Genomic DNA, 22,418 nt, shown 5'->3' with positions numbered 1-22,418 from the left:
CTCACTTTACTTTGTTTATTTTTGTAGGATGAAGCAAAATTACGATTATCCCTTTACCATATCAGTTAGTTTTGAAAAAGTGGTTGCGCTTTACGAAGAGCGATTAAAAACAGAACAAAATCCTATTTCTAGAGCCTATATAGCGTCTATTTTAGAATATGCAGAAAGTCATCCAAAACTAATTGAAGGTTTAACATCTGAAGCTGAAATCGATAGCTATAAAGATTCGATTAAAATTATGTTAGATGACATTTTCCCTAACATGCTATCTGCCAACGAAATTAAAGCCGCGTCAATTCCTTTTAAGACTTTTATTTTTAATCAATCTGAACGTTTTGCAGAAATTTTACAAGACGCTGGAGATAACTTTAATTTTGAACCAAGAGATTTTAATCATGAATATGATTATTTATACGCCTGCGTTATTATTTTAAATAATTATTATGGTTATAAAATTGATTTTTTTAGACCAATTTATTATGACATTCCAACTAAAAATGGGGTTCTTAAAACCTACCGATTATTTATAAACGCTGATTTTGTTGATATTGAACCAACCAAAGATGCTATAGATTTATCTGAAGATGTTGTCGATCAACTCATCTCAAACCCAGATGATATTAAACTTTGGAAGACTTATTTCCCTAAAAATAGCTGGAAGTTTAAAGGTTTTACATTGCTTAACTTAACAGATATTACAGTTGATGAGCAAATTTCTAAGCTAAAGTCCATTTTAATCAATAAAAATTTAGGAACTGATAAACTTATTCCTGAACAATTAACAAGTGTTTTTAGGAACATATTTAAGATACAAGATTTAGAGTTTGGTTTTACTTTATACAATCACGATTTAAAAGCTTTTGAAATTTTAAAAAGTGAAGATATCAATAGTTATATTTTAGGTGATATTGTGACCAGTGAATGTAACAACGCTGTATGTCAAGGAACTATAAAAACGCTTGTCAACCAAAATGAGTATTTTTGTATTTCTGATGTTGAGGCTTATGCCAAGCAGACAAACAATAATAGACTTTCTAAAAATTTATTAGACCATCAATTTCACTCCTGTATTTTAGCACCAGTTGCTAAAAATGGTTACTTAATAGGTGTTTTAGAAATCGTTGCAAAACAGAAAAATCAGCTTAATCAAATCAATGCCATAAAGCTTAATGATGTGTTACCTTATATCTATGCTGCTGCAGAGCGTAATAAAATTGAAGCTCAAAACCGCATGAAAGCTGTCATTCAAAGTAAATATACTTCAATTCATGAAAGTGTCGAGTGGCGATTTGAAGAAGAAGCAAGTAAGTTTATTGATGCTGAAAATAAAAATAAGACTTATCATCTTAAACCAATTGTATTTGAAAATATTTACCCTTTGTATGGTCAAATAGATATTGTAGCATCATCTGAAGAACGCAATAAAGCAATTAAGTTTGATCTTAGCCAACAGTTGAAGTCTCTTAAATTTATTTTTGATAAAGCCTTTAAAATAAAGCCATTATCAATATATGAACATTCAGTATTTAGAATAAAACAATTTTTATCGCAGTTAGAAGTTAATTTTACGGCAGACTTAGAACAGAATATAAAACGCTTAATTCAAAAAGAGTTAAACCCTGTTTTAACGCATATTTCAGATGAATTACCTCAATTAAAATCGAATCTTGATGAGTATCAATCCGCTTTAAAACATGATCAAATTTTAAATTATCATCAGCGAGATGCTTATGATGCTATTGTTCAAAAAACAAATGAAAAATTAGCAGATCAACTCGACCAACTTCAAAACGAAGCTCAAGTTATTTATCCTCATTATTTTGAGCGCTATAAAACTGATGGCGTAGAACATAATTTATACATCGGCCAAAGCATTACAAAGCACAAAAAGTTTAATTCAATTTTACTTCAAAATTTGCGTTTATGGCAACTTGAAGCCATGTGTAAACTCGAAAACACCTTTTACGATTTACAACAATACGCTGAAATAAAGCTCAATGCAGCCTCATTAATATTAGCTTTTAATTCTACCTTATCAATTAGATATCGAATGGATGAAAAGAAATTTGATGTTGATGGCACTTATAACGCACGTTATGAAGTAATTAAAAAACGTATAGATAAGGCTTTAATTAAAAATTCGCGAGAGCGCATTACTCAAAAAGGTAAAATTGCTATTATCTATACAGATAATGTTATCAAACATGAGTATAAAAAGTACATTGGCTATCTACAAAATAAGCAGATATTAGGAGATAATGTTGAAGAATTTGAACTAGAGAAGGTGCAAGGTGTTTCAGGTTTAAAAGCCATTCGAGTTGATGTGATGTATAAATTTAATCAGGAAAAACACATTACTTATAAAGATTTAATTGAAATTTTACATCATTGAAAATGCTATAATAAAACTAATCACTGAAGCTATAATTCCAATTAAAAAAACAATGTAAGTTATTCTTAGCAAGCGATACTTTCGTTCTAATACAACACCTAGATAATATAAATCTTTTGTGAGGGCTTCATACACATAATCTTTATCATCAATAATTTCATTAATACCCCAATGATAATCTTCAAACTTCATTTTATGAAAGTTACCAAAAAATAAAATATTCACCTTTCTTTTCTTAACATCTTCCTTAGAAAATTTACCAGAAGTCACATTAGGTTTAGTAGACATGATTGATAAAATAATAGAGGCAACACTAAACACCACTAATACTAATGTCGGAATCATTAAATGTTGATTAGACGGATTATCTAATTTCGGAATAATATTAGATAAAGCTAAAGATATAATAATAGCATTAACTGATAGTAAAATATTGGCTTTTGTATCGGCAATATCACTTAATTTGATGTGATTTCTAAGTGTCACCCGGAACAAGGTTTGAATGCTACGTTCTGGGTTTTCGTTTTTGTATTTAGCTTTATACTTCGCCTTGAGTTTTTCTTTTTTAAGCTTCTTTTCAGTCTTGTTTTGCTTCTTAATCAAACTCATTAAGTTGTCTTCTTTCTTTTGAGCCCAATTTGAAATGGCATAAGTGGTGTAAAACTGATGTTTTTTTGATAAAACTTCAATATTAATTTTTCGCCATTCATCAACATTGTGGTCACATTTACCTAATAGCTGAAGCTCTTGCCGTAGCAATTCAGAATACTGGTTAAAATCTTCAGAAGCAAAATGGGCGCAATCAGCATCTTTAATCACTTTTTCATTGAAGGTTTGTGGTACGGCTTCTATTTTAGTCGCATTAATACAAGCAGAAACTTCACTAATTAAACTTGGGTTAGCATTAACTTGTTTTAAGAAATTCTTTGCAATCTTAATACTTTCATCTTCATGATTGTCTTTAGAAACCGTGTAACCCAAGTCATGCAACCAGGCTGTTATTAAAACAATTTGTTTTGTGGTTTCATCACTTTGCTCAGAATGTTCTAGTATTTCTTCAGCATGTTTAACCACGCGTTTGGTATGGTTAATATTATGATACATGTAATCTGAAGATAATTCTTTAGATAATAATTCACTTGCAAATAATTCTGCTTGTTTTATAAGGCTCATGGTGGCATTTTGTTGTTATAAAAGTATAAAAATTAAGCGATTTACTGCAAAACTTTCTACTTTAGTAACTTAATTTTAGTACATGAAAAAAATTTACCTTTTAATTTGCTTCATCAGTTTAAGCTGTGCCAATTATAATATTAAAATTGCTGAAGAGTCAACCTCAAATATATTTAAACCTAAGTCTCAGTTATCGAGTAGAATTTACCTTATTGGTGATACAGGTTATTCGCCTGCGGGAAATACTTCAGAAGGACTTTTAGCTTTAAATGAACTTATTAAAGAAGAATCTACCATAAACGATTATTTAGTTGTTTTAGGTGATAATGTTTATCCTAGCGGAATGCCGCCTGAAACAAGTCAAGATAGAGTAGAAGCAGAGGCTCGACTTGAAGCACAGCTCAAGGTTTACGCTAATTTTAAAGGATCTGTGATTATGATTCCTGGCAATCACGATTGGAGAAACAAGCTAAAAGGCGTAAAAGAGCAACAAAATCTAGTTGAAGTTTTCTCTGATAAAAACATCTCTTGGTTACCAAAGGCTGGTTGCGGGATTTCAGGTCAAGATTTAAGTGATAAGGTTTATTTAATTACACTAGACTCACAGTGGTTTTTAGAAGACTGGGATCAACATCCAAACATCAATAAATCTTGTGAAGAAATAAAAACGCGTGAACAATTTATAGAGGAGTTTGATACTGAAATTAAGAAAAACCAAAATAAAACCGTTATTGTAAGTTTGCATCATCCATTATATTCTAATGGGATTCATGGTGGTCAATTTGAATTTACAAAGCATCTTTATCCATCTTCTAAAAAAATACCTTTGCCGGGTTTAGCTTCACTAGCTAATTTAATAAGAGCAACTGGCGGTGTTTCTAAACAAGACATTCAAAATCAACAATACCAAAGTTTGGTAAAACAACTTGAGGCTCGGGCTAGAAAATGGGGAAATGTTATTTTTACTTCTGGTCACGAGCACAGTTTACAGTATCTAGAAAATGCTCGCTTAAAACAAATTGTAAGTGGTTCTGGCTCTAAATTTTCATATGTAAAATTAGGTCTAAATTCAAAATTTGCTTATCCTGGTCAAGGTTTTGCCGTTTTAGATATTTATAAAGATCAGTCTTCTCAGGTAAAATTTTACCAAGCTAAAGCCTCAAGTCCGCATTTAATTTACAGCACTCAAATTCACAAACCTCATTATTTAAATTCTTCAGTTGAGTTTAAAGAGAATAATGACAAATATGTTGAAGCATCCATTTATGATGACGTCAATTTTAAAAACAATGCGACAACAAAAGCCGTTTGGGGTGAGCATTATCGACAGATGTACACCACACCAATACAACTAAAATCGGTTAAATTAGATACCTTGTATGGTGGTTTATCACCGATGCGACTTGGTGGTGGTAATCAAACCAATTCATTACGGCTCAATGATAGTTTGGGACGTGAGTACAACATCCGTGAACTTAAAAAAGATGCCGTTAGGTTGTTACAAACCAATGTCTACCAAGACGAATATTTGCAAGATGAATTCAATAATACCGTCATCGAAAGTCTTTTAGATGATTTTATGACGGCATCACATCCATTTGGGTTTTTAGCCATTCCAGTTATGGCTGAAGCCGTCGGCGTTTACCATACTAATCCAGAGTTATTTTACATTCCCAAACAAGAAGTCTTAGGTAAGTTTAATCAGTCTCATGGCAATTCTATGTATATGATTGAAGAACGCCCAGAAGAGCATTGGATTAACCAAGATATTTTCGGCAACCCAAATCATGATATTGTAAGCACAGCAGATATGTACGAGCGTTTAAAACGGGACGAAAAATATAAATTAGACGAACAACACTATATTAAATCACGTGTTTTTGATATCTTGATTGGTGATTTTGACCGTCATGGTGATCAATGGCGTTGGGCTGAATTTGAAAATATCAACGGAAAAGATCAACACCTATTCAGAGCTATTCCACGTGATCGTGACCAAGTTTTTTCAAATTTTGATGGCGGCTTTTTAAATTTACTGAGAGCAGTTTCAAGTTTTCCGAAAATTTATCAAGAATACGGTAGCGAAATAGAACATGTTAATTGGTACAGCTACAACACACACAGCCAAGACAGAAATTTAATGCGTTTTAGCGGAAAAGATGATTGGCTAAAAGCAGCTAAAGAAATTCAACTTCAACTAAGCGATAGCATCATCAATCGTGCCTTTTCCCGTTTACCAGATGAAGTTAAAAATGAAAACTTCAATAAACTTATTTCAGTTGTTAAGCAGCGTAAAGAAAATTTAGACCAACTCATCGCTCAATATTATGATGTCATTGCCAAATACCTCGTTTTATTTTCAACTAATAAAGACGATTTTATTGATGTTCACTTCAAAAAAGACAATACAGTTAATATTAAAATTTTTCGCAATAAAGGTGGCGAACGTGAAAATTTAATAGCAGACAACACTTATTCAGATAAGTTAACAAAAGAAGTTTGGGTTTATGGTTTAAGCGATGATGATATTTTTACGGTAACTGGTCAAAATAAATCTAAACTAAAAATACGCTTAATCGGTGGCTACGGTAAGGATGTTTATAAGGCTCAACAACAATCTCAAATCGTAATTCACGATTTTAAATCTCTCGAGAATACAATTAAAGCAAATAAAGTTAAGACCCATTTAACCGATGATTATGAAGAAAACACCTTTTTACGCAAACGGTCTGTAAAAAATACATCTTTAGTGTTGCCAAAATTCGGTTTTAATCCAGACGACGGATTTTTAATTGGTGGAGCAATTAGTTTAAGCCATAAAGGTTTTACAGGCAAAGATTTTACACGAAAGCATCGTCTTAATTTTGGTTATTATTTCGATACGTCGAGTTATAATTTATCCTATGAATTTGAACACGCAGATATTATAGGAGATTATAGCGCCTTTGCTCGCGTAAGCTACACAGACCCAAGTTATGCTCGAAATTTTTATGGCTTCGGAAATAATACACCAAATTTTGATGAACAATTAGGGCGCGATTATAACCGTGTTCGTATCAGAGAATTGTCTTTAAATGTAGGCTTAAGAAAAGCTACTAAATACGGCAGTTTATTTGAATACGGTTTAGCTTATGACGCGATTGAAGTTAATAGAACTGAAAACCGTTTTATTGATGAAGTAGGCGATGAGCTTTCTGAAAACAACCCCGCTTTTTTTGAAAATAAAAATTATTTATCACTTCAAGCCAATTATGAATATGAAAGTTTTGACGATAAATTAAATCCATCTAAAGGTATGGTCTTTAACTTAAAAGCAGCGTTTACCAATAGTTTATATGATACAGCCCAAAATTTTGCAAGTTTAAATCCGTCGATTTCATTCTATAACCCATTGTTACAAAACAAAAAACTGGTTTTAAAAACTCAAGTTCAATCACAACTCAGGTTTGGTAATGATTATGAATTTTTTCAAGCAGCCCAATTAGGAACAAATACTGGCTTAAGAGGTTATCGTCGAGATCGCTTTACGGGAAAAAATGCCTTAGCTTCTAGTATAGATTTACGTTATGGATTTAATCAATTTAGCACTAAAGTTGTGCCCTTACAAATGGGTGTTTTTGGAGGTTTTGATTTTGGTCGCGTATGGTTAAATGATGTTGCTTCAAACCAGTGGCATAATTCTTATGGTGGTGGTTTTTGGCTTAACATGGCAAATTTATTGACCGGACAAGTTAATGTGTTTCACAGTAATGATGGCCTTTTGTTTACATTTGGTTTTACAACCGATTTTTAAGACTAATCACCTAATAAATTTTTAATCACGCGAAGTTGATGTGAGTATTGTCGAGCATCTGTGTTAAAAATACCAGTATGGTCTAAGCGATCTATGCGCACATGACCATGTGCATGAATAATATAGTTATCGCCTAAAATTATACCAACATGAATAATATGGCCTTCTTGATTGTCAAAAAAAGCCAAATCTCCTGGTTGAGATTCTTCAATAAAAGATAAGGTTTCACCTTGCTTGGCTTGTTGTGATGCATCTCTATACAATTGGTGCTGATTAATTTTATAGACCATTTGTGTAAATCCGCTACAATCAATCCCAAAAGGAGATTTTCCACCCCATAAATAAGGAGCATTAAGATACATTAAAGCAGTTTCAGCAATTTTATTTCGATCGTTTGAAGCATTTGTAATGGTTTGACCATCAAATTGATGGTCTAAAAAACCAGCAACAGCTATATTAGATCCTAAGCAAATACTTAGGGCTTGACGAGATGGTAAGGTGATAACGTCTACCAAATCAGCCGAGTGAAGCTGCTGAGTAGAAAACTCTTGGTAATTGTTTTCTGAAATTACTTTGGCTTGTTTTTTATCAATCCAGCCTTCATATAAATCGAATGCAATACGAATTTTAAACCATTTTTTACGTTCATCTATAATTTTGAAACAATCGCCATAAAGCAATTGGGTAACAAGTTCAGAAGTGTCATGTGGTTCAAGTCTTACGGGAACAAGACTTAAGTGGCAAAGTCCGTATTGCATTGATTATATTTTAAATTATCGTTTAAGCACCATTGCTGATGCACCACCACCGCCATTACAAATAGCTGCAGCACCAACTTTAGCATCGTTTTGTTGTAAAACGTTGAGTAGTGTAATTAATATTCTAACACCTGAACAGCCTAATGGATGACCTAACGAAACGGCACCACCATTTACATTAACATTTTTGTTACTAAGACCTAAGATTTTCATGTTAGCTAAACCAACAACCGAAAATGCTTCATTAAACTCAAAATAATCAACATCTTTAATTGAAACATTAGCCTTGTCAAGTGCAAGCGGTAAAGCCTTAGCTGGAGCAGTCGTAAACCATTTTGGTTCTTGTGCAGCATCAGCATAAGCGGCTACCGTAGCTAAAACTCTTAAACCAAGTTCTTCAGCTTTTTCACGACTCATTAATACCATAGCACCAGCACCATCGTTTATTGTAGAAGAGTTAGCTGCCGTTGCTGTACCATCTTTAGAAAAGGCAGGTCTAAGTTTAGGTATTTTATCAAGCTTAATATTTTCAAACTCTTCATCTCGACTAACAACGATTGGTTCGCCACGACGTTGAGGCACTTCAACTGGAACCACTTCATCATCAAATTTTCCATCTTCCCAAGCTTTCGCACTTCGTTTATAAGATTCAATAGCAAATTCGTCTTGATCTTCTCGGCTAAAGTTATGTTCAGTTGCACATAAATCGGCACAAGTTCCCATGGCTTCTTGGTTGTAGGCGTCAACTAAACCGTCTTTTTGCATCCCATCTACCATTTGTGCTGGGCCAAACTTTTGGCCTTTTCTCAGGTGTAAGTAATGTGGTATTTGACTCATGCTTTCCATTCCACCAGCAACAATAATTTCTGCATCACCTAAGGCAATACTTTGCGCTGCTTGCATAACAGTTTTCATACCACTTGCACAAACTTTATTAACAGTTGTACATGGTACTGAATCTGGAATTCCAGCGCCTAAGGCAGCTTGACGAGCTGGTGCTTGACCATTATTAGCTTGTACTACATTACCCATCAAAACTTCTTGAACAAGTTCTGGTTTTAAATTTATTTTATCTAAAGCACCTTTAATAGCTATGGCGCCAAGTTTTGTAGCTGGAATACTTGAGAGACTTCCTAGAAAACTTCCTATTGGCGTTCTAGCTGCACTTACAATAACAACTTCTTTACTCATGTTCTAATTTTTTTGATTGGCGCTAAAATAATGATTTTTAAAAGAACAAACGAATTATAAACTAGTTCACTGTTTTTTTTTCTAATTTTGATTTATGAATAAAATCTTAGATTTTTTATATAAAAAGCAGTCATTAATTTACAAGATTTTCTTGTTTTTATTGAGTGTTTTTTTAATTGTTTATTTTTTTCCAACGCAAGGAAAATTTAAATATGAAATTATAAAAAATAAACCTTGGCAATATGAAAATCTGTACGCGCCATTCGATTTTCCGATATTAAAATCAGATGAAGAATTAGAGGCTGAAAAAATTGAAGTGCAGTCTACTCATATTCCTTATTATGTTTTTGATCAAGCTACCGCATCAAATATTCTTCGAAGTTGGAAGACCAAATCTAATACAGAAGTAGACTCTTTAATTCAAAATACGATAAGTGATAATTTGATTCAAAGCCTATTAGATAGTATTTATAGTAGAGGTTTAATTAGTGAGTCTAAACGTTTAAATAATAAGGATTTAATTTATTTAAAAAGAGCTAATAAAGTTCAAGAAACTACATACGGTAATTTAATTAATCAAGACGCTTTAAATCTTTTTTTAAATTCAACTTTAGATACTTTAAACCAAACGACGCAGACTGTTTTAAAGTCCTTTTTTTATGATTTACTTGAACCTAATGTTGCTTATGATCAAGCCTTTAATGATAAATTGATTAACTCTGAAATTGCTAATATTTCTCCCACGCGCGGTAGTGTTTCAAAAGGAAGTAAAATTATTGCAAAAGGCGAGATTATCGAGGGTGAAAAACTGCGTATTCTTCAATCGCTTAAATCGGAGTATCAATCTGAAGATTTAGACTCAACGAGCTATATCATGATTTTATCTGGCTATTCACTCTTAGTGGCTTTAGCCTTACTAATGCTACTTTTATTTTTATATCAATATAGACAAGATATTTATGAAAATAACAATAAGCTGACCTTTATTTTCTTCAATATATTGTTCATGGTTTTTTTAACCTTAGTGGTTATGAAAATTGGTTACAAGTATGTTTATATCGTGCCACTTTGTATTTTGCCTTTAACCTTAAAGGCTTTTTTTGACGCTCGTTTAGGCTTATTTTCTCATGTTATAACAGTACTAATTTTAGGTTTTGTTGTCCCAAATAGTTTTGAATATATGTTTTTGCAAATAAGTGCAGGAATCGTTACTATTTTAACGGTTTCTGAACTTTATAAACGCGCCAACCTGTTTATTTCAGTAGCTCAAATTACTGGGGTTTATATGTTTTCATATCTAGCTTTTAGTATGATTCAAGAAGCCGATTTTCAATCGATAGATTATAACAACTTTATCTACTTTATACTCAGTGGTGTTGGATTACTATTTGTGCAACCACTTATTTATACTTATGAAAAAATCTTCAGATTAGTTTCAGATTTATCACTGCTTGAATTAACAGATACCAATTCTAGGTTACTAAAAGAATTAGCCAATGTAGCGCCAGGAACTTTTCATCACTCCTTAAACGTAGCTAACTTAGCTGAAGCGGCTGCAAATGAAATAGGCGCAAACGCACTCTTGGTTCGCGTTGGTGCTTTATACCATGATATTGGTAAAATGAAAAACCCAATTTACTTTACCGAAAATCAAACAACTAATATCACGCCTCATGATGAGCTTTCACCTCAAGAAAGCGCTCAAATTATTATTGATCACCGACTTGAAGGTATTGAGTATGCTAAGAAAAATAATTTACCAGACCGAATTATCGATTTTATTAGAACGCATCATGGCACAACAACCGTCTATTATTTTTATCAAAAGGCGCAACAAGAAGCACCAGAAGATGTAAATATTGATAGTAAAGATTTTACCTATCCAGGACCAAAACCTTACAGTAAAGAAACCGCTATTTTAATGATGTGTGATAGCGTAGAAGCTGCTAGCAAAAGCTTAAAATCACCAAACACGAACCTAATAGATGAGTTTGTTGAAAAAATTATTAATAAGCAAATTGAAGATGACCAGTTTGAAAATGCGAATATTACTTTTAAAGACATTCAACTCATTAAAAAAATACTAAAAGCAAAGTTGAATAACATCTATCACCTACGCATAGAATATCCCGATTAAATTATGAAAGACATTACAATTGCTATAGATGGTCATTCATCTACAGGAAAATCTACGGTTGCTAAGCAACTCGCCAAAGCGCTTAATTATACTTATGTAGATACAGGCGCCATGTATCGAGCTGTTACCTATTTTGCGATGCAAAATAATTGGTTTGAAGACGCTCAATTACAAACTGAAGACTTATTAACGCAACTCGATGAAATTAGTATCAGCTTTGATTTTAATCAAGAGACCCAAAAAAGCTACATTTTATTGAATGGTGAAAATGTAGAAGATGCAATTCGCAGTATGGCAGTTTCGAATAAAGTTAGTACAGTAGCTAAATTACCTCAGGTGCGCTCAAAATTAGTTGAAATTCAACAAGAAATGGGCAAAAATGGTGGTATTGTAATGGACGGTCGTGATATTGGCAGTGTTGTGTTTCCTGATGCTGAATTAAAACTTTTTATGACAGCAAGCGCTGAGGCTAGGGCACAACGTAGATTTAAAGAAATTAAAAGCAAACAGCAACAAGTTACTTATCAAGAAGTTTTAGACAATGTGATAGAGCGCGACCAAATCGACTCAACGCGAAGTGTCTCCCCATTGATAAAGACTGAAGACGCCATACTTATAGATAACACTAATCTTAGTCCAGAAGCGCAATTTTCGCAAATACTTCAACTTGCTCAAGAACGCATAACAGCACATTAGTTGATGTTTTTAGCTAATGTTTTGATAATCAAAATATAAATCATATTTTTGCAAAACTTTTGGTCGCAAACAAAAACAACCTTAAGTTATTTAAAACAAATCAATTAACAACTTCTGTTAATTTGCTTCAAGTTTTTGGATTAACAGAATACAAATTTTAAATCAGCATATGGCTGAAGCTAAAAACACCGAAAAGCAACAAGACGTTGCTCAAACAGAAGAAAAGCAAACTTTGCAAGCTTCTGAACAACAACAAAATCCTCAACAATTTCTAGAAGATTTTAACTGGCACAAATACGAAGAAGGTATTGATGAAGTGGCAGATGAACAATTAGACCAGTTTGAAAAGCTAGTTGAAGAAAACTTTGTAGATACACTTCATAATGAAGTTGTTGAAGGTACTGTAATTAAAATTACAGATCAGGATGCTATTATCGACATTAACGCTAAAAGTGAAGGTGTTATTTCGTTAAACGAATTTAGATATAATCCTGACTTAAAAGAAGGTGATAAAGTAGATGTATTGATTGATGTTCGTGAAGACGAAGAAGGTCAACTTATTTTATCTCACCGTAAAGCTCGTGTGATTAGAGCTTGGGAACGTGTTAACAAAGCGCAAGAAGATGGCACTGTCGTTAACGGTTCTGTAAAATGTAGAACTAAAGGTGGTATGATTGTAGATGTCTTTGGCATTGAAGCATTCTTACCTGGTTCGCAAATTGATGTTAAGCCAATTAGAGATTACGATGCTTACGTAGGTAAGAATATGGAGTTTAAAGTGGTTAAAATTAACCACGAATTCAAAAACGTTGTTGTTTCTCACAAAGCGCTTATTGAAGCTGATATTGAAGAGCAGAAGAAAGAAATCATCGGTCAATTAGAAAAAGGACAAGTTTTAGAAGGTGTTGTTAAAAACATCACATCTTATGGCGTGTTTGTTGACCTTGGTGGTGTAGATGGATTAGTTCATATCACAGACCTATCTTGGTCTAGAATTAATCACCCTAACGAAGTGGTTGAGTTAGACCAAACTTTAAATGTGGTAATCTTAGACTTCGACGAAGATAAAACAAGAATTCAACTTGGTTTAAAACAATTAAGCAAACATCCTTGGGAAGCTTTAGATGAAAGTCTTAAAATAGGTGATAATGTTAAAGGTAAAGTAACTGTTATTGCTGATTATGGTGCATTTATTGAAGTTGAAGAAGGCGTTGAAGGCTTAATTCACGTTTCAGAAATGTCATGGAGTACACACTTACGTTCTGCACAAGACTTTGTAAATGTTGGTGACGAAGTTGAAGCTAAAATTTTAACTTTAGACCGCGAAGAGCGTAAAATGTCGCTTGGTATTAAGCAATTAACACCAGATCCATGGACCGATATTACTTCTAAATACCCAGTTGGTTCTAAGCACACAGGTGAAGTAAGAAACTTTACAAACTTTGGTGTGTTTGTTGAACTTGAAGAAGGTATTGATGGCTTAATTTATATTTCAGATTTATCTTGGACTAAAAAAATCAAGCATCCATCAGAATTCTGTAAAGTAGGTGATAAGTTAGATGTTGTTGTTCTTGAATTAGATGTTGAAGGACGCAAACTAAGTTTAGGTCACAAGCAAACAGAAGTTAATCCTTGGGACAAATATGCTGAGGAGTTTGCCGTTGGAACTAAACATACGGCTGAAATTACAGATATTGTAGATAAAGGAGCAACCGTTAAATTTAACACTGATGTAACGGCTTTTGTACCATCACGTCATTTGATTAAAGAAGACGAGTCTAAACTATCTAAAGGTGAAACAGCTGAATTTGTTGTAATTGAATTCAATAAAGAATTTAAGCGTGTAGTTGCTTCACATACAGCTATTCATAAAGAAGAAGAGCAAAAGATTGTAAAACAAGCACAGAAAAAATCTAAAGAAGAAGATAACAAAACAACTTTAGGTGATGCAAATGCTGAACTACAAGCTTTAAAAGATAAAATGGAAGGAAAGTAATTTTTTTCTATTAATTGTTTACATAAAGCCTCTCATATTGAGAGGCTTTTTTATTTTTAACAAAAATTTTCAGATGAACTATAAGTCTTATTCAATAATTGCCTTTTTCTTTACTTTAAATCTGCTTGCACAGTCTAAAGTAGTGACAGAAACAGGAGAAACGGTCTTGCTTTACAATGACGGCACATGGGTTTATGAAGACCAAAGTGCGAATGATGTTAAAGAAATTGCGCTTAACCCTGAAGTTTTTACTAAAGATGAAGCTTCAAATTTTTTAGTTAAGAGCAGAAAAGCTGATATTGGCGTTTACCTTAACCCTAAGCAATGGAGTTTTAAAAAAGCAGAAGCTAATACAGAAGCTGAGTATGAATTTCAACATAAACAGGAAGATATTTTTGGAATGCTCATCTCAGAAAAACTTGAAATTCCGCTTGAAACCATGAAAGTAATTGCTTTAGAAAATGGCCAAGAGGTAGCTCCAGACTTGAAGATTGTTAAGCAGGAATATAGAAATGTAAATGGAATAAAAGTCTTATTGCTTCAAATGGACGGCACTATGCAAGGCATAAAGTTTTCATATTACGGTTATTATTATTCAAATGAAACGGGTACAGTCCAGCTAATTACCTACACGGCTCAAAATTTAATGGTGTCTTACAGACCAATTTCTGAAACTTTGTTAAATGGTTTAGTAAAGCTTGAATAGTTAACAAAGATGTTTTAGTCTAACTTAAATCGTTACAAATAAAACTAGAATAATCGAAATCAGCTATACTGATTTGTTAGTTAATAAAGGTTTTACATTGTAATTTTTAAACGCTATTTGTCAGGTACTTCAATAGTATTTAACACGACAATAATGTTTAGTCTGATAAATCTTGGGTTAGTTGAAGTTCTCCTTGATAACTTCCGCTAATCGTTCCGAAATCAGTCGTCATAAACGAGAATGTTAATGTGTAACTATTATTGAGGCGTTCAACTGTTATGCTTCCAGAATTGATTTGGTCTTCATCAATATCATTTAAGCTTATTATACAGTTGTTTTCCACAACAATATTTGTAGAAATATTGGTCTCGTTTAAAGAAGCCTCATTTGTAGATAATTCATAGTTATAAGTGCCTTCTGCTAATTCAGTTTGAGAACTTGAAGTGATATTAAAAATGACGCCTTGCGTTAAATTATTCGAGAAATCACATCCTGCACCATACCATTCGTTATTTAATATTGTTCCATTGAGAAGGTAAATGGCATGTCGGCTATTATTTGTAGCATCAAATGAAGATAATATAAAACCGTTTGAAATAGAATAATTTGTGCCATTAATAGAAAATTCAGATGCTGTTGTTATTATTTCGTTTTGACTGTCATCATCTGAAGAACACGAAAGCATTGTAATTAAAGTAAGCAAGCCAATAATTAAATTTAGTTTTTTCATAGTGTAAACTTGTAGTTATAAATCTTTGTAAAGATGTTTATAAACTTTGGATATAATGAGTTTAGCACAGGATTTTTTTATTATTACTGTATACAATAATAATAATCAATTAACATTAAGAGAAAACCGAGTTTAAATTACTAGTTGTAAGTAACTTAAACTCGGTTTCATGAAAAAATAAATCAAACTTCTTTCACTTAAATGGCATACCAATCTAACAATTCAACTTCAATAGAGTTATCTTTTTTTGTCACAATAGACTTAAATTCTTCAACATCTTCGTAATAAGTTTCGCCTTTTTTGCGACCTCTGTAATGGTAGGGCATGACTTTTTTAGGTTTAAACTCTAATACCGCATCAGCTGCTTGATTTAAATCCATCGTGTAGGGTAAATTCATACAAATTAAAGCTAGGTCAATATTCTTTAAGGCTCTCATTTCTTTAATGTCTTCGGTATCGCCACTAATATAAATTTTATAATCGTTTACGCTCAACACATAGCCATTACCACGTCCTTTAGGGTGTTTATCTAATCGACCTTTAGTGGTGTTATACATTGGGATGGCTTCAATCTGGGTAGAAGAAGACAAACTTAAGGTGTCTCCATTAGTTAAAACTTTTGTTCTTGTTTTTAAATCTGCTGGCATTAAATCATACACAGCTTGCGGCGCAATGATGTTGGCATTGCCTTTTAAGTTTTCTAGGCTTTTCGGGTTGAAATGGTCACCATGAATATCGGTGATTAAAATATAATCTGGATTTGAAAATTGAGCGAAAGCTTCTGCATTAACAGGATCTACAAAAAACTGGTGTTCTGTAGATTTTAAAACGAAACTAGCATGTGAAACTGGTTTAATGTCAACTGAAGAGGTGTTTTTTTCTTGAATAACTTCAACTGAAGTCTTTTCAACTTCATTAGTTGATGATTTTTTAGTTGATGTGTTGTTGTTACAACTTAACAAAACAAAACTGACTAATACAGTGCTTAAAAGAGATTTCATGTTTTTTAAATAAAGTTATAGCTTAAAACCAACACTTTATACAGTTAGCTTTATTTTTAAATATATTTTATGATTATGGACGCTTTTTGTAATTGTTATTTAAAATAAACCTAATCTGCGACCATAAGTCTTTAATTTTGTTGAATTTATCATTAGAGCATGTAATTTCATAATAACACCTATCAAACACATAAAGCAATCGACCAAATGGTGTATGAATTGTATGGGTTGACGGAAGAAGAGATTAAGATTGTAGAAGAATCTTGATGAAACTAGGGACGATTAAGACTAAAAAATAGTTCAAGCATACTTCAAGTGGTCATGACCCTTTAATTCAATTGTATCACTTCAACTGATGCCGTAAATAAGGCTAGTTTTAGCTAGTTGTTGCGTTTTAAAATGCTCACAATTCGGTTTATAGTAATTTCAGATAAATTCCATTCGTAGCCTTCAAAATCGGTGGTATTTATAAATTGTACCACCACCGCATCAAGGTCATCATGGTATTCGGCGAGGCTTTGGTAGCCCACCACCAAGCCGCCATGCTCATACTTATACGGGTACAGTTCTTGCTCACCGTCATTAAACACAGTCCCATTGTTTAAGGCACGTATGAAGTTACCGACATCTTGAGCCGTGGCCAACATGCCATTTTCCCGTGCTTTAACATCCTCTTCGTAACCCACGTAATAGCCACTCATCACATGGTCTAAGACCACTTCGTTAATTGAAAAAAAGGTGTGTTGCAAGTTTAGTGGTTCTAAAATATGAGTTTTGATGTATTCGTGGTGGTTATAGCCTAAAACTTGATCCATAATCCTTCTCAGCAACAAATAATTGGTATTAGAATAGTGGTAATCTTGGTTAGGTTTAAAGTTAGCGGGTAAATCTAAGGCAAAATCTAGCGCCCGTTTTCCATTAGCTTGTTCATCAGTCCAAAACTCTGGATTGTCTGTGTAGTTTGGGATGCCAGACCGGTGTTGAATCATCATCTTTAAGGTAATGTCTTCTGCATATTCTATACGGCCATTGAGTTCGGGAAGATGGTCGGTGAGAGCATCATCAAAGCTTAAGCGTTTTTCGTTTACAAGTTTAGTCACAGCAACGGCGGTATACAGCTTACTAATACTAGCAATTTTAAAGAGCGCATTTGGTTGAGCAGGTACTTTTTGAGAGCGATCATGATAACCACCGGTATAAAATTGTGGAGATTGGCCGGCTTGGTCGATGTAAACAATCATGCCATCAAATCCATGCCCAATAGCTTCATCGACTTGTTCTTGCACGGTATCTGGTAGAGGTAATAGCCACGCCTTGACTAAAATCCAGGGCACAAAAAATAAAGAAACTAGAGTACCAATAAGTAGAATGCCTCTAACGATCGATTTGGCTTTTTTGTTTTTAATCATGCTAATGTCGAGTCCATTAATTTATAAGTGTTTAAATAGAGTTGGCAAGATACGTTAAAACTCCTTAGGTTGTATTTGCTCAACAAGTGGATGCCTTAAATGGTTTAACCTAATAGGACTATTTAAATTGTAAATGTATTTAAAGTTTAAGTTGCGTGAAGGGGCTCAGAATTGTCTTTCATATACTTTATAGGAGTAGTATTGGTTATTTCTTTAAACGCTCTATAAAAGGTGTTTTTAGACTTAAAGCCCGCTGCTTCTGAAAGGGCTTCTACAGAATATTGATTTAAATACCCTTGTTTTAAAAGCTCTAAGCTATACTCAATTCTTAGACTATTAATCCATTTATTGAAGTTTGAGTAATCTTGTTTAATTAATTGTGAAAGATCTTTAGAATTAATAGTTAACAGATCAGAGAGTTTTTCAAGATTAATGTGAGGATCTTTAAAGTATTTTTCAAGTTTTACTCGTTTGGTAATATTGCTCAAGTCTTGTGAAAGTGGCGATAAGTTAACATACTTTAATCGTCTCAATAAATCTTGATGCCATAATAAATACCCACTAATGGTAAAAAAGAAAGTAATCGTTAAAATGGTAGGTATGAGCTCTAAAAATTGATTCACATTCGCCGTTTCAAAAACAATATTTAACATGATAGTCGCTAATAAGCTTAAGGTATAAATACTTTGAAATAATGTAAGTTTATAGAGCCAATTGTAAAGCTTAAAATCTTTTGTTTTAAGTTTTTTAGCTTTAGATGATAAGAGCATATGCCACTGTAGTATCAAGTAAACAAAAGGATGTAAGATACGTCCTATGGTATTTATAAATTCAGGTATTAAGCCTATATTATCTTGGTATGTTAATTTAAAGTTATTGCAAACCTTAATGACGTAGGCTGTTTTCTCATCAATCGGCATAAAATAAAACTCGAAATAAGAAACTAAAAAAATAAAGAACAGCACAAAGTGAAGCATGTCTCTCCGTGAAATAGAAGGCTTGTTTTTGATGATGGTCTTTAGATGTAAAAAAGAAAATGGAGCAATTAAGTAGGTGATTGGAGCTGCGATTTTATATAAATAAGGAATGCTGATAATAATATTATATTTAATTAAAAGGTAAAAACTGAAGCAAAACGCATTACATATAAAATATAAAGCTAAAAAAGTGATATGATTAGAGTTATTAGCAGGACGAAGCTTGATTAATAAATAGGCACCCGTAAATACTGAAAACACAATATTTATAAAATAAACCAAATCTACAAACATAAAAAAACTTAATATTTATTGCTGTTTAAGTAGTGTCAAATCCTTATTTGACACAAAAAAAGCAATTTTTATAAATTAAAATTCCAAATTTAATTTAAAATTGCAAATCATTTCAACATGTTTTATAAAAATTATTGATGAGGTATTATTACTTATTTTTTTTGGTTGTAATCAGTTTTAGTTGCAAGATGTTAAATGCTCAACAAATCAAAGGGCAAGTTAATTTCGATAAAGTTGAGAATGTTAAATTATTTAAATATAGAGGAAATGATAAAGTCTTAATAGACTCTACTGCTATTAACAACGGTTTTTTTAGCCTTAGTTACAATTCACCTTATAATTCTATGGGGTCTATCGTAATTGACGACACTTATGAAGCACTTGTTGTGCTAGGCGGTGAATCTATAGAGTTTTCAGCTAAGTTGTATGATAACGATTTAGAATTGAATTTTTCTAAAGGAAGAGAAAATAAACTCTTAGCTAATTACACTAAGGCATATCCTTTTATAAAAAATAGTATAAGCGCTTTAGAATACTTAGAAGATTTGTATGGTAATTTGCCCCAAAATAAGGCTCAAAGTCAAGCCATTGAGTTGTACGGAAAAGAGATTAAAAGACTGCAGTTATTTGAGCATCAATTTGACAAACAAATAGATACAACCATCATATTAAAGCATTACTTACCCTTAAAAAGGCTGTTGTCAAACCTTGCTGAAATTGCAAAATATGAACCGAATAAACACGAAAATGTTCTAAAACAGTTAGCAAGGATCGATTATGCATCAGACTTTTTGTTTAATAGCGGAATACTCAATGAATCAATTAGTTATCATATTTGGTTTATAGCAAATGTTATTGAAGATGATGGTTTATCAATTAAAAAAATCAATCAGCTCATTAAAAGTATATTATCTTCAACGCAACATGATAACTATAAATTTAATACTGCTAGTGCGTTATTACTAGAAATTTTACAAAAAGGTAAACGAACTGAAAATTTAATTTACCTCAAACGCTTGTTAAATCAAGAAACTTACGCGTGTTCAGCTGATAGTGAGCTATTAGCATCACTCCAACGCATTAGTAGTTTAAAGCTTGGGGCAAAATCTCCTGATTTTGATTTCCCAAGTATTATTAATAACACAGATACTACAATTGAAAAATTTTCAGAGCTTCAATCAACATATAAGCTTTTAGTTTTTGCAGGTAGCTGGTGTTCGCACTGTAGGCGTCAAATTCCAAAACTCAATACTTACAAAAGGCTTTTTAACAAATATAATGTTAAGGTGGTTTTGTTTTCAGTAGAACATGCTAAAAGTGAGTTTTATGAATTTACAAATAACCTAGACTTTTTGAGTATGACCGATTTAAAAGGATGGAAAAGTGATGTGGTTCAATCATTTAAAGTTAAGGCTACACCTACCTATTTTATTGTAAATCAGGATAATCAACTTGTTTTAAAGCCAAATAACTTAATTGATATTAGTAACTGGCTAAGTAAACTTTAAATACATATAAATGATACGAACTATTTTATTATTTATTAGCTTAACGAGTATTAGTTTAACTGCACAAAATCACTCATTCACCTCTGGGGATGGTAGTCAAGATCGCCCTTACCAAATTGAAAATTGGCAACAACTTGATCAGGTTCGTTTATTCCCCAAAGCTCACTTTATTTTAATGCAAGACTTGTCGGGAACTACTCAAGGATATTTAAACTATGCCTCATTAACTGCAAATTCTGGTTTAGGTTGGCAGCCAATTGGTAATAAAGAGAATCCATTTCAAGGTCATTTTGATGGGAATAACAAAACCATTACAGGCTTAAAGATTAACCGTCCGAATGAATCATTTATAGGCTTGTTTGGTTTTGCTAATAATGCTAGTATAGAAAACTTACAACTGCAAGAAGTGGTTGTTACAGGAAGTAATTATACAGGTACATTAATAGGTTATTCTAGAAATACACAATCAGCTTCAATAATAATTAATAACACTACTTTAGTTGGTTCTTCTATTGTTGGAGGTTTAATTGGGTTTCAAAGTGGAAGTTTAGCCTCAACCTCTGCTTGCGAAGTGACTGGTGAAATTTCAGGCGTTTCTTCAGTAGGTGGATTAATTGGTAAAAATTATGGAACAATAAATTCATCTTCTACTGATGCGTTAATTTCAGGAACTGAAAACATTGGTGGTTTAGTAGGGTTTAACCAGTTAATGGCTGAATTTGATGTATTAACTTTAAAATCTGGTGAAGGTGAAGTTAATATAAACCCTAACCAGACTACTTATGAAGCAGGAACTAGCCTAATTTTAAATGCAAATCCCGCAACTGGTTGGGTTTTTGACCAATGGACTGAAGACATCGAGAGTAATACAAACCCTTACACTTTCGAAATTAATAGTGACAAAACTATAAAAGCTAACTTCATAAAACCTTCATATACAGTCACCTTAAATTCATCGCCAGGTACCGGTGGCACAAGCTTTGTAACAGTGTCTTATGGTGATTCTATGCCAGAAGCTGAAGCTCCCACACCTGATGAACAGCTTGGTGTTTTTTTAGGCTATTATACACAACATAATGGAGAAGGCGATCAATACTACGATGCTAACATGGAGAGTACACAAACATGGGATTTAGAAGAAGATACTACATTATACGCTTACTGGGTTAATTTTTGTGAGGGGTCTCCTTGTGAAAATGAAGGATCCTGCATAAATGACCAAGAAATCTTAACATTTAAATGTGAGTGCCCCGAATTGTATACAGGAACACGTTGTGAATATCTTGATGCTTGCGTTGTATATGCCAATGCAAATGGTGGAGAAAGTCCTTGCGTTAATGGTAACTGTGTATCAGATGATGGCGGTATACGTTGTGAGTGTGACGAAGGATCTGCTTGTGCTTGTTGTGATGGTTTCAATTTTCCCGGTTTTACATGTGCTGCTCAAGGTAAAGAACCAACAGGAAGCTTTTGTCTAGATGCTTCAGAAATTGCTGATATGGCATTACTTGACAATGATAACAGTGCTTTTAAAAATTATTCTCGTTTTGTAGAATTAAGACAACGGTTTATGATTAATAATTTAGATGATTTAAGCATATGCTATCAAGATAAATTAAAAAAGATTAGAGAGCAACTTATTAAATCTAATTAACCA

Annotated in this window: 15 protein-coding genes; 8 read left to right on the top strand and 7 right to left on the bottom strand. The window is 32.8% G+C overall.

Translation table 11 applies throughout. The annotated features are described in order from the left end of the window. Positions 1-28 precede the first annotated feature (28 nt). A complete protein-coding gene (locus tag BUB82_RS00920; protein WP_073190734.1) occupies positions 29-2,392 on the top strand; it encodes a GAF domain-containing protein in 2,364 nt (787 codons plus the stop codon). Here the strand turns inward: BUB82_RS00920 and BUB82_RS00915 are convergent. Continuing rightward, positions 2,381-3,565, bottom strand: coding sequence for a Pycsar system effector family protein (locus BUB82_RS00915; protein ID WP_073190730.1), 1,185 nt, complete (start codon positions 3,563-3,565; stop codon positions 2,381-2,383). The genes BUB82_RS00920 and BUB82_RS00915 overlap by 12 nt on opposite strands. A gap of 82 nt (positions 3,566-3,647) precedes the next feature. On the opposite strand from BUB82_RS00915, the gene BUB82_RS00910 reads away from it, so the two are divergent. Next, positions 3,648-7,358: a metallophosphoesterase gene (locus BUB82_RS00910; RefSeq protein WP_073190726.1), complete on the top strand. Its 3,711-nt coding sequence runs from the start codon at positions 3,648-3,650 to the stop codon at positions 7,356-7,358. A gap of 2 nt (positions 7,359-7,360) precedes the next feature. Here BUB82_RS00910 and BUB82_RS00905 read toward each other — a convergent pair whose 3' ends face one another. Both BUB82_RS00905 and BUB82_RS00900 read right to left on the bottom strand, forming a co-directional pair. Next, positions 7,361-8,116 carry a C40 family peptidase gene (locus tag BUB82_RS00905; RefSeq protein WP_073190722.1) on the bottom strand — a complete coding sequence of 252 codons (756 nt, stop codon included), beginning with the start codon at positions 8,114-8,116 and terminating at the stop codon, positions 7,361-7,363. A 15-nt stretch (positions 8,117-8,131) separates the two neighbouring features. Next, complete coding sequence (locus BUB82_RS00900) at positions 8,132-9,307, bottom strand: acetyl-CoA C-acyltransferase (protein ID WP_073190719.1); 1,176 nt, start codon at positions 9,305-9,307, stop codon at positions 8,132-8,134. Between the two features lie 94 nt (positions 9,308-9,401). Between BUB82_RS00900 and BUB82_RS00895 the strand changes: the two genes are divergently transcribed. The 4 genes from BUB82_RS00895 (at position 9,402) to BUB82_RS00880 (ending at position 14,842) form a co-directional block, all read left to right on the top strand. Beyond that, positions 9,402-11,444, top strand: coding sequence for an HD family phosphohydrolase (locus tag BUB82_RS00895; RefSeq protein WP_073190716.1), 2,043 nt, complete (start codon positions 9,402-9,404; stop codon positions 11,442-11,444). Positions 11,445-11,447: 3 nt separating this feature from the next. Continuing rightward, on the top strand, positions 11,448-12,140 hold the full coding sequence (cmk, locus tag BUB82_RS00890) for a (d)CMP kinase (RefSeq protein WP_073190713.1): 693 nt from the start codon (positions 11,448-11,450) through the stop codon (positions 12,138-12,140). Between the two features lie 169 nt (positions 12,141-12,309). Continuing rightward, positions 12,310-14,136, top strand: coding sequence for a 30S ribosomal protein S1 (gene rpsA, locus BUB82_RS00885; RefSeq protein WP_073190710.1), 1,827 nt, complete (start codon positions 12,310-12,312; stop codon positions 14,134-14,136). 73 nt (positions 14,137-14,209) lie between these two features. After that, positions 14,210-14,842, top strand: coding sequence for a hypothetical protein (locus BUB82_RS00880; RefSeq protein ID WP_073191835.1), 633 nt, complete (start codon positions 14,210-14,212; stop codon positions 14,840-14,842). A gap of 157 nt (positions 14,843-14,999) precedes the next feature. Here BUB82_RS00880 and BUB82_RS00875 read toward each other — a convergent pair whose 3' ends face one another. From BUB82_RS00875 to BUB82_RS00860, 4 genes are all read right to left on the bottom strand, one after another. Further along, a complete protein-coding gene (locus BUB82_RS00875) occupies positions 15,000-15,572 on the bottom strand; it encodes a hypothetical protein (protein WP_073190707.1) in 573 nt (190 codons plus the stop codon). A 197-nt stretch (positions 15,573-15,769) separates the two neighbouring features. Beyond that, positions 15,770-16,573 carry an MBL fold metallo-hydrolase gene (locus BUB82_RS00870; protein ID WP_073190704.1) on the bottom strand — a complete coding sequence of 268 codons (804 nt, stop codon included), beginning with the start codon at positions 16,571-16,573 and terminating at the stop codon, positions 15,770-15,772. Positions 16,574-16,953: 380 nt separating this feature from the next. Further along, complete coding sequence (locus BUB82_RS00865) at positions 16,954-17,982, bottom strand: serine hydrolase domain-containing protein (protein WP_073190701.1); 1,029 nt, start codon at positions 17,980-17,982, stop codon at positions 16,954-16,956. Between the two features lie 146 nt (positions 17,983-18,128). Beyond that, on the bottom strand, positions 18,129-19,253 hold the full coding sequence (locus tag BUB82_RS00860) for a helix-turn-helix domain-containing protein (RefSeq protein WP_073190698.1): 1,125 nt from the start codon (positions 19,251-19,253) through the stop codon (positions 18,129-18,131). 137 nt (positions 19,254-19,390) lie between these two features. Between BUB82_RS00860 and BUB82_RS00855 the strand changes: the two genes are divergently transcribed. Further along, positions 19,391-20,761: a thioredoxin-like domain-containing protein gene (locus tag BUB82_RS00855; protein WP_083574436.1), complete on the top strand. Its 1,371-nt coding sequence runs from the start codon at positions 19,391-19,393 to the stop codon at positions 20,759-20,761. Between the two features lie 10 nt (positions 20,762-20,771). Continuing rightward, positions 20,772-22,415 carry an InlB B-repeat-containing protein gene (locus tag BUB82_RS00850; protein WP_073190692.1) on the top strand — a complete coding sequence of 548 codons (1,644 nt, stop codon included), beginning with the start codon at positions 20,772-20,774 and terminating at the stop codon, positions 22,413-22,415. Positions 22,416-22,418 lie beyond the last annotated feature (3 nt).

Source organism: Psychroflexus salarius (genome assembly GCF_900129035.1).
In the GTDB taxonomy this organism is placed as follows: domain Bacteria; phylum Bacteroidota; class Bacteroidia; order Flavobacteriales; family Flavobacteriaceae; genus Psychroflexus; species Psychroflexus salarius.
The sequence above is the reverse complement of the archived record's forward strand: the minus strand, read 5'-3'. Positions and strand labels throughout refer to the sequence as shown.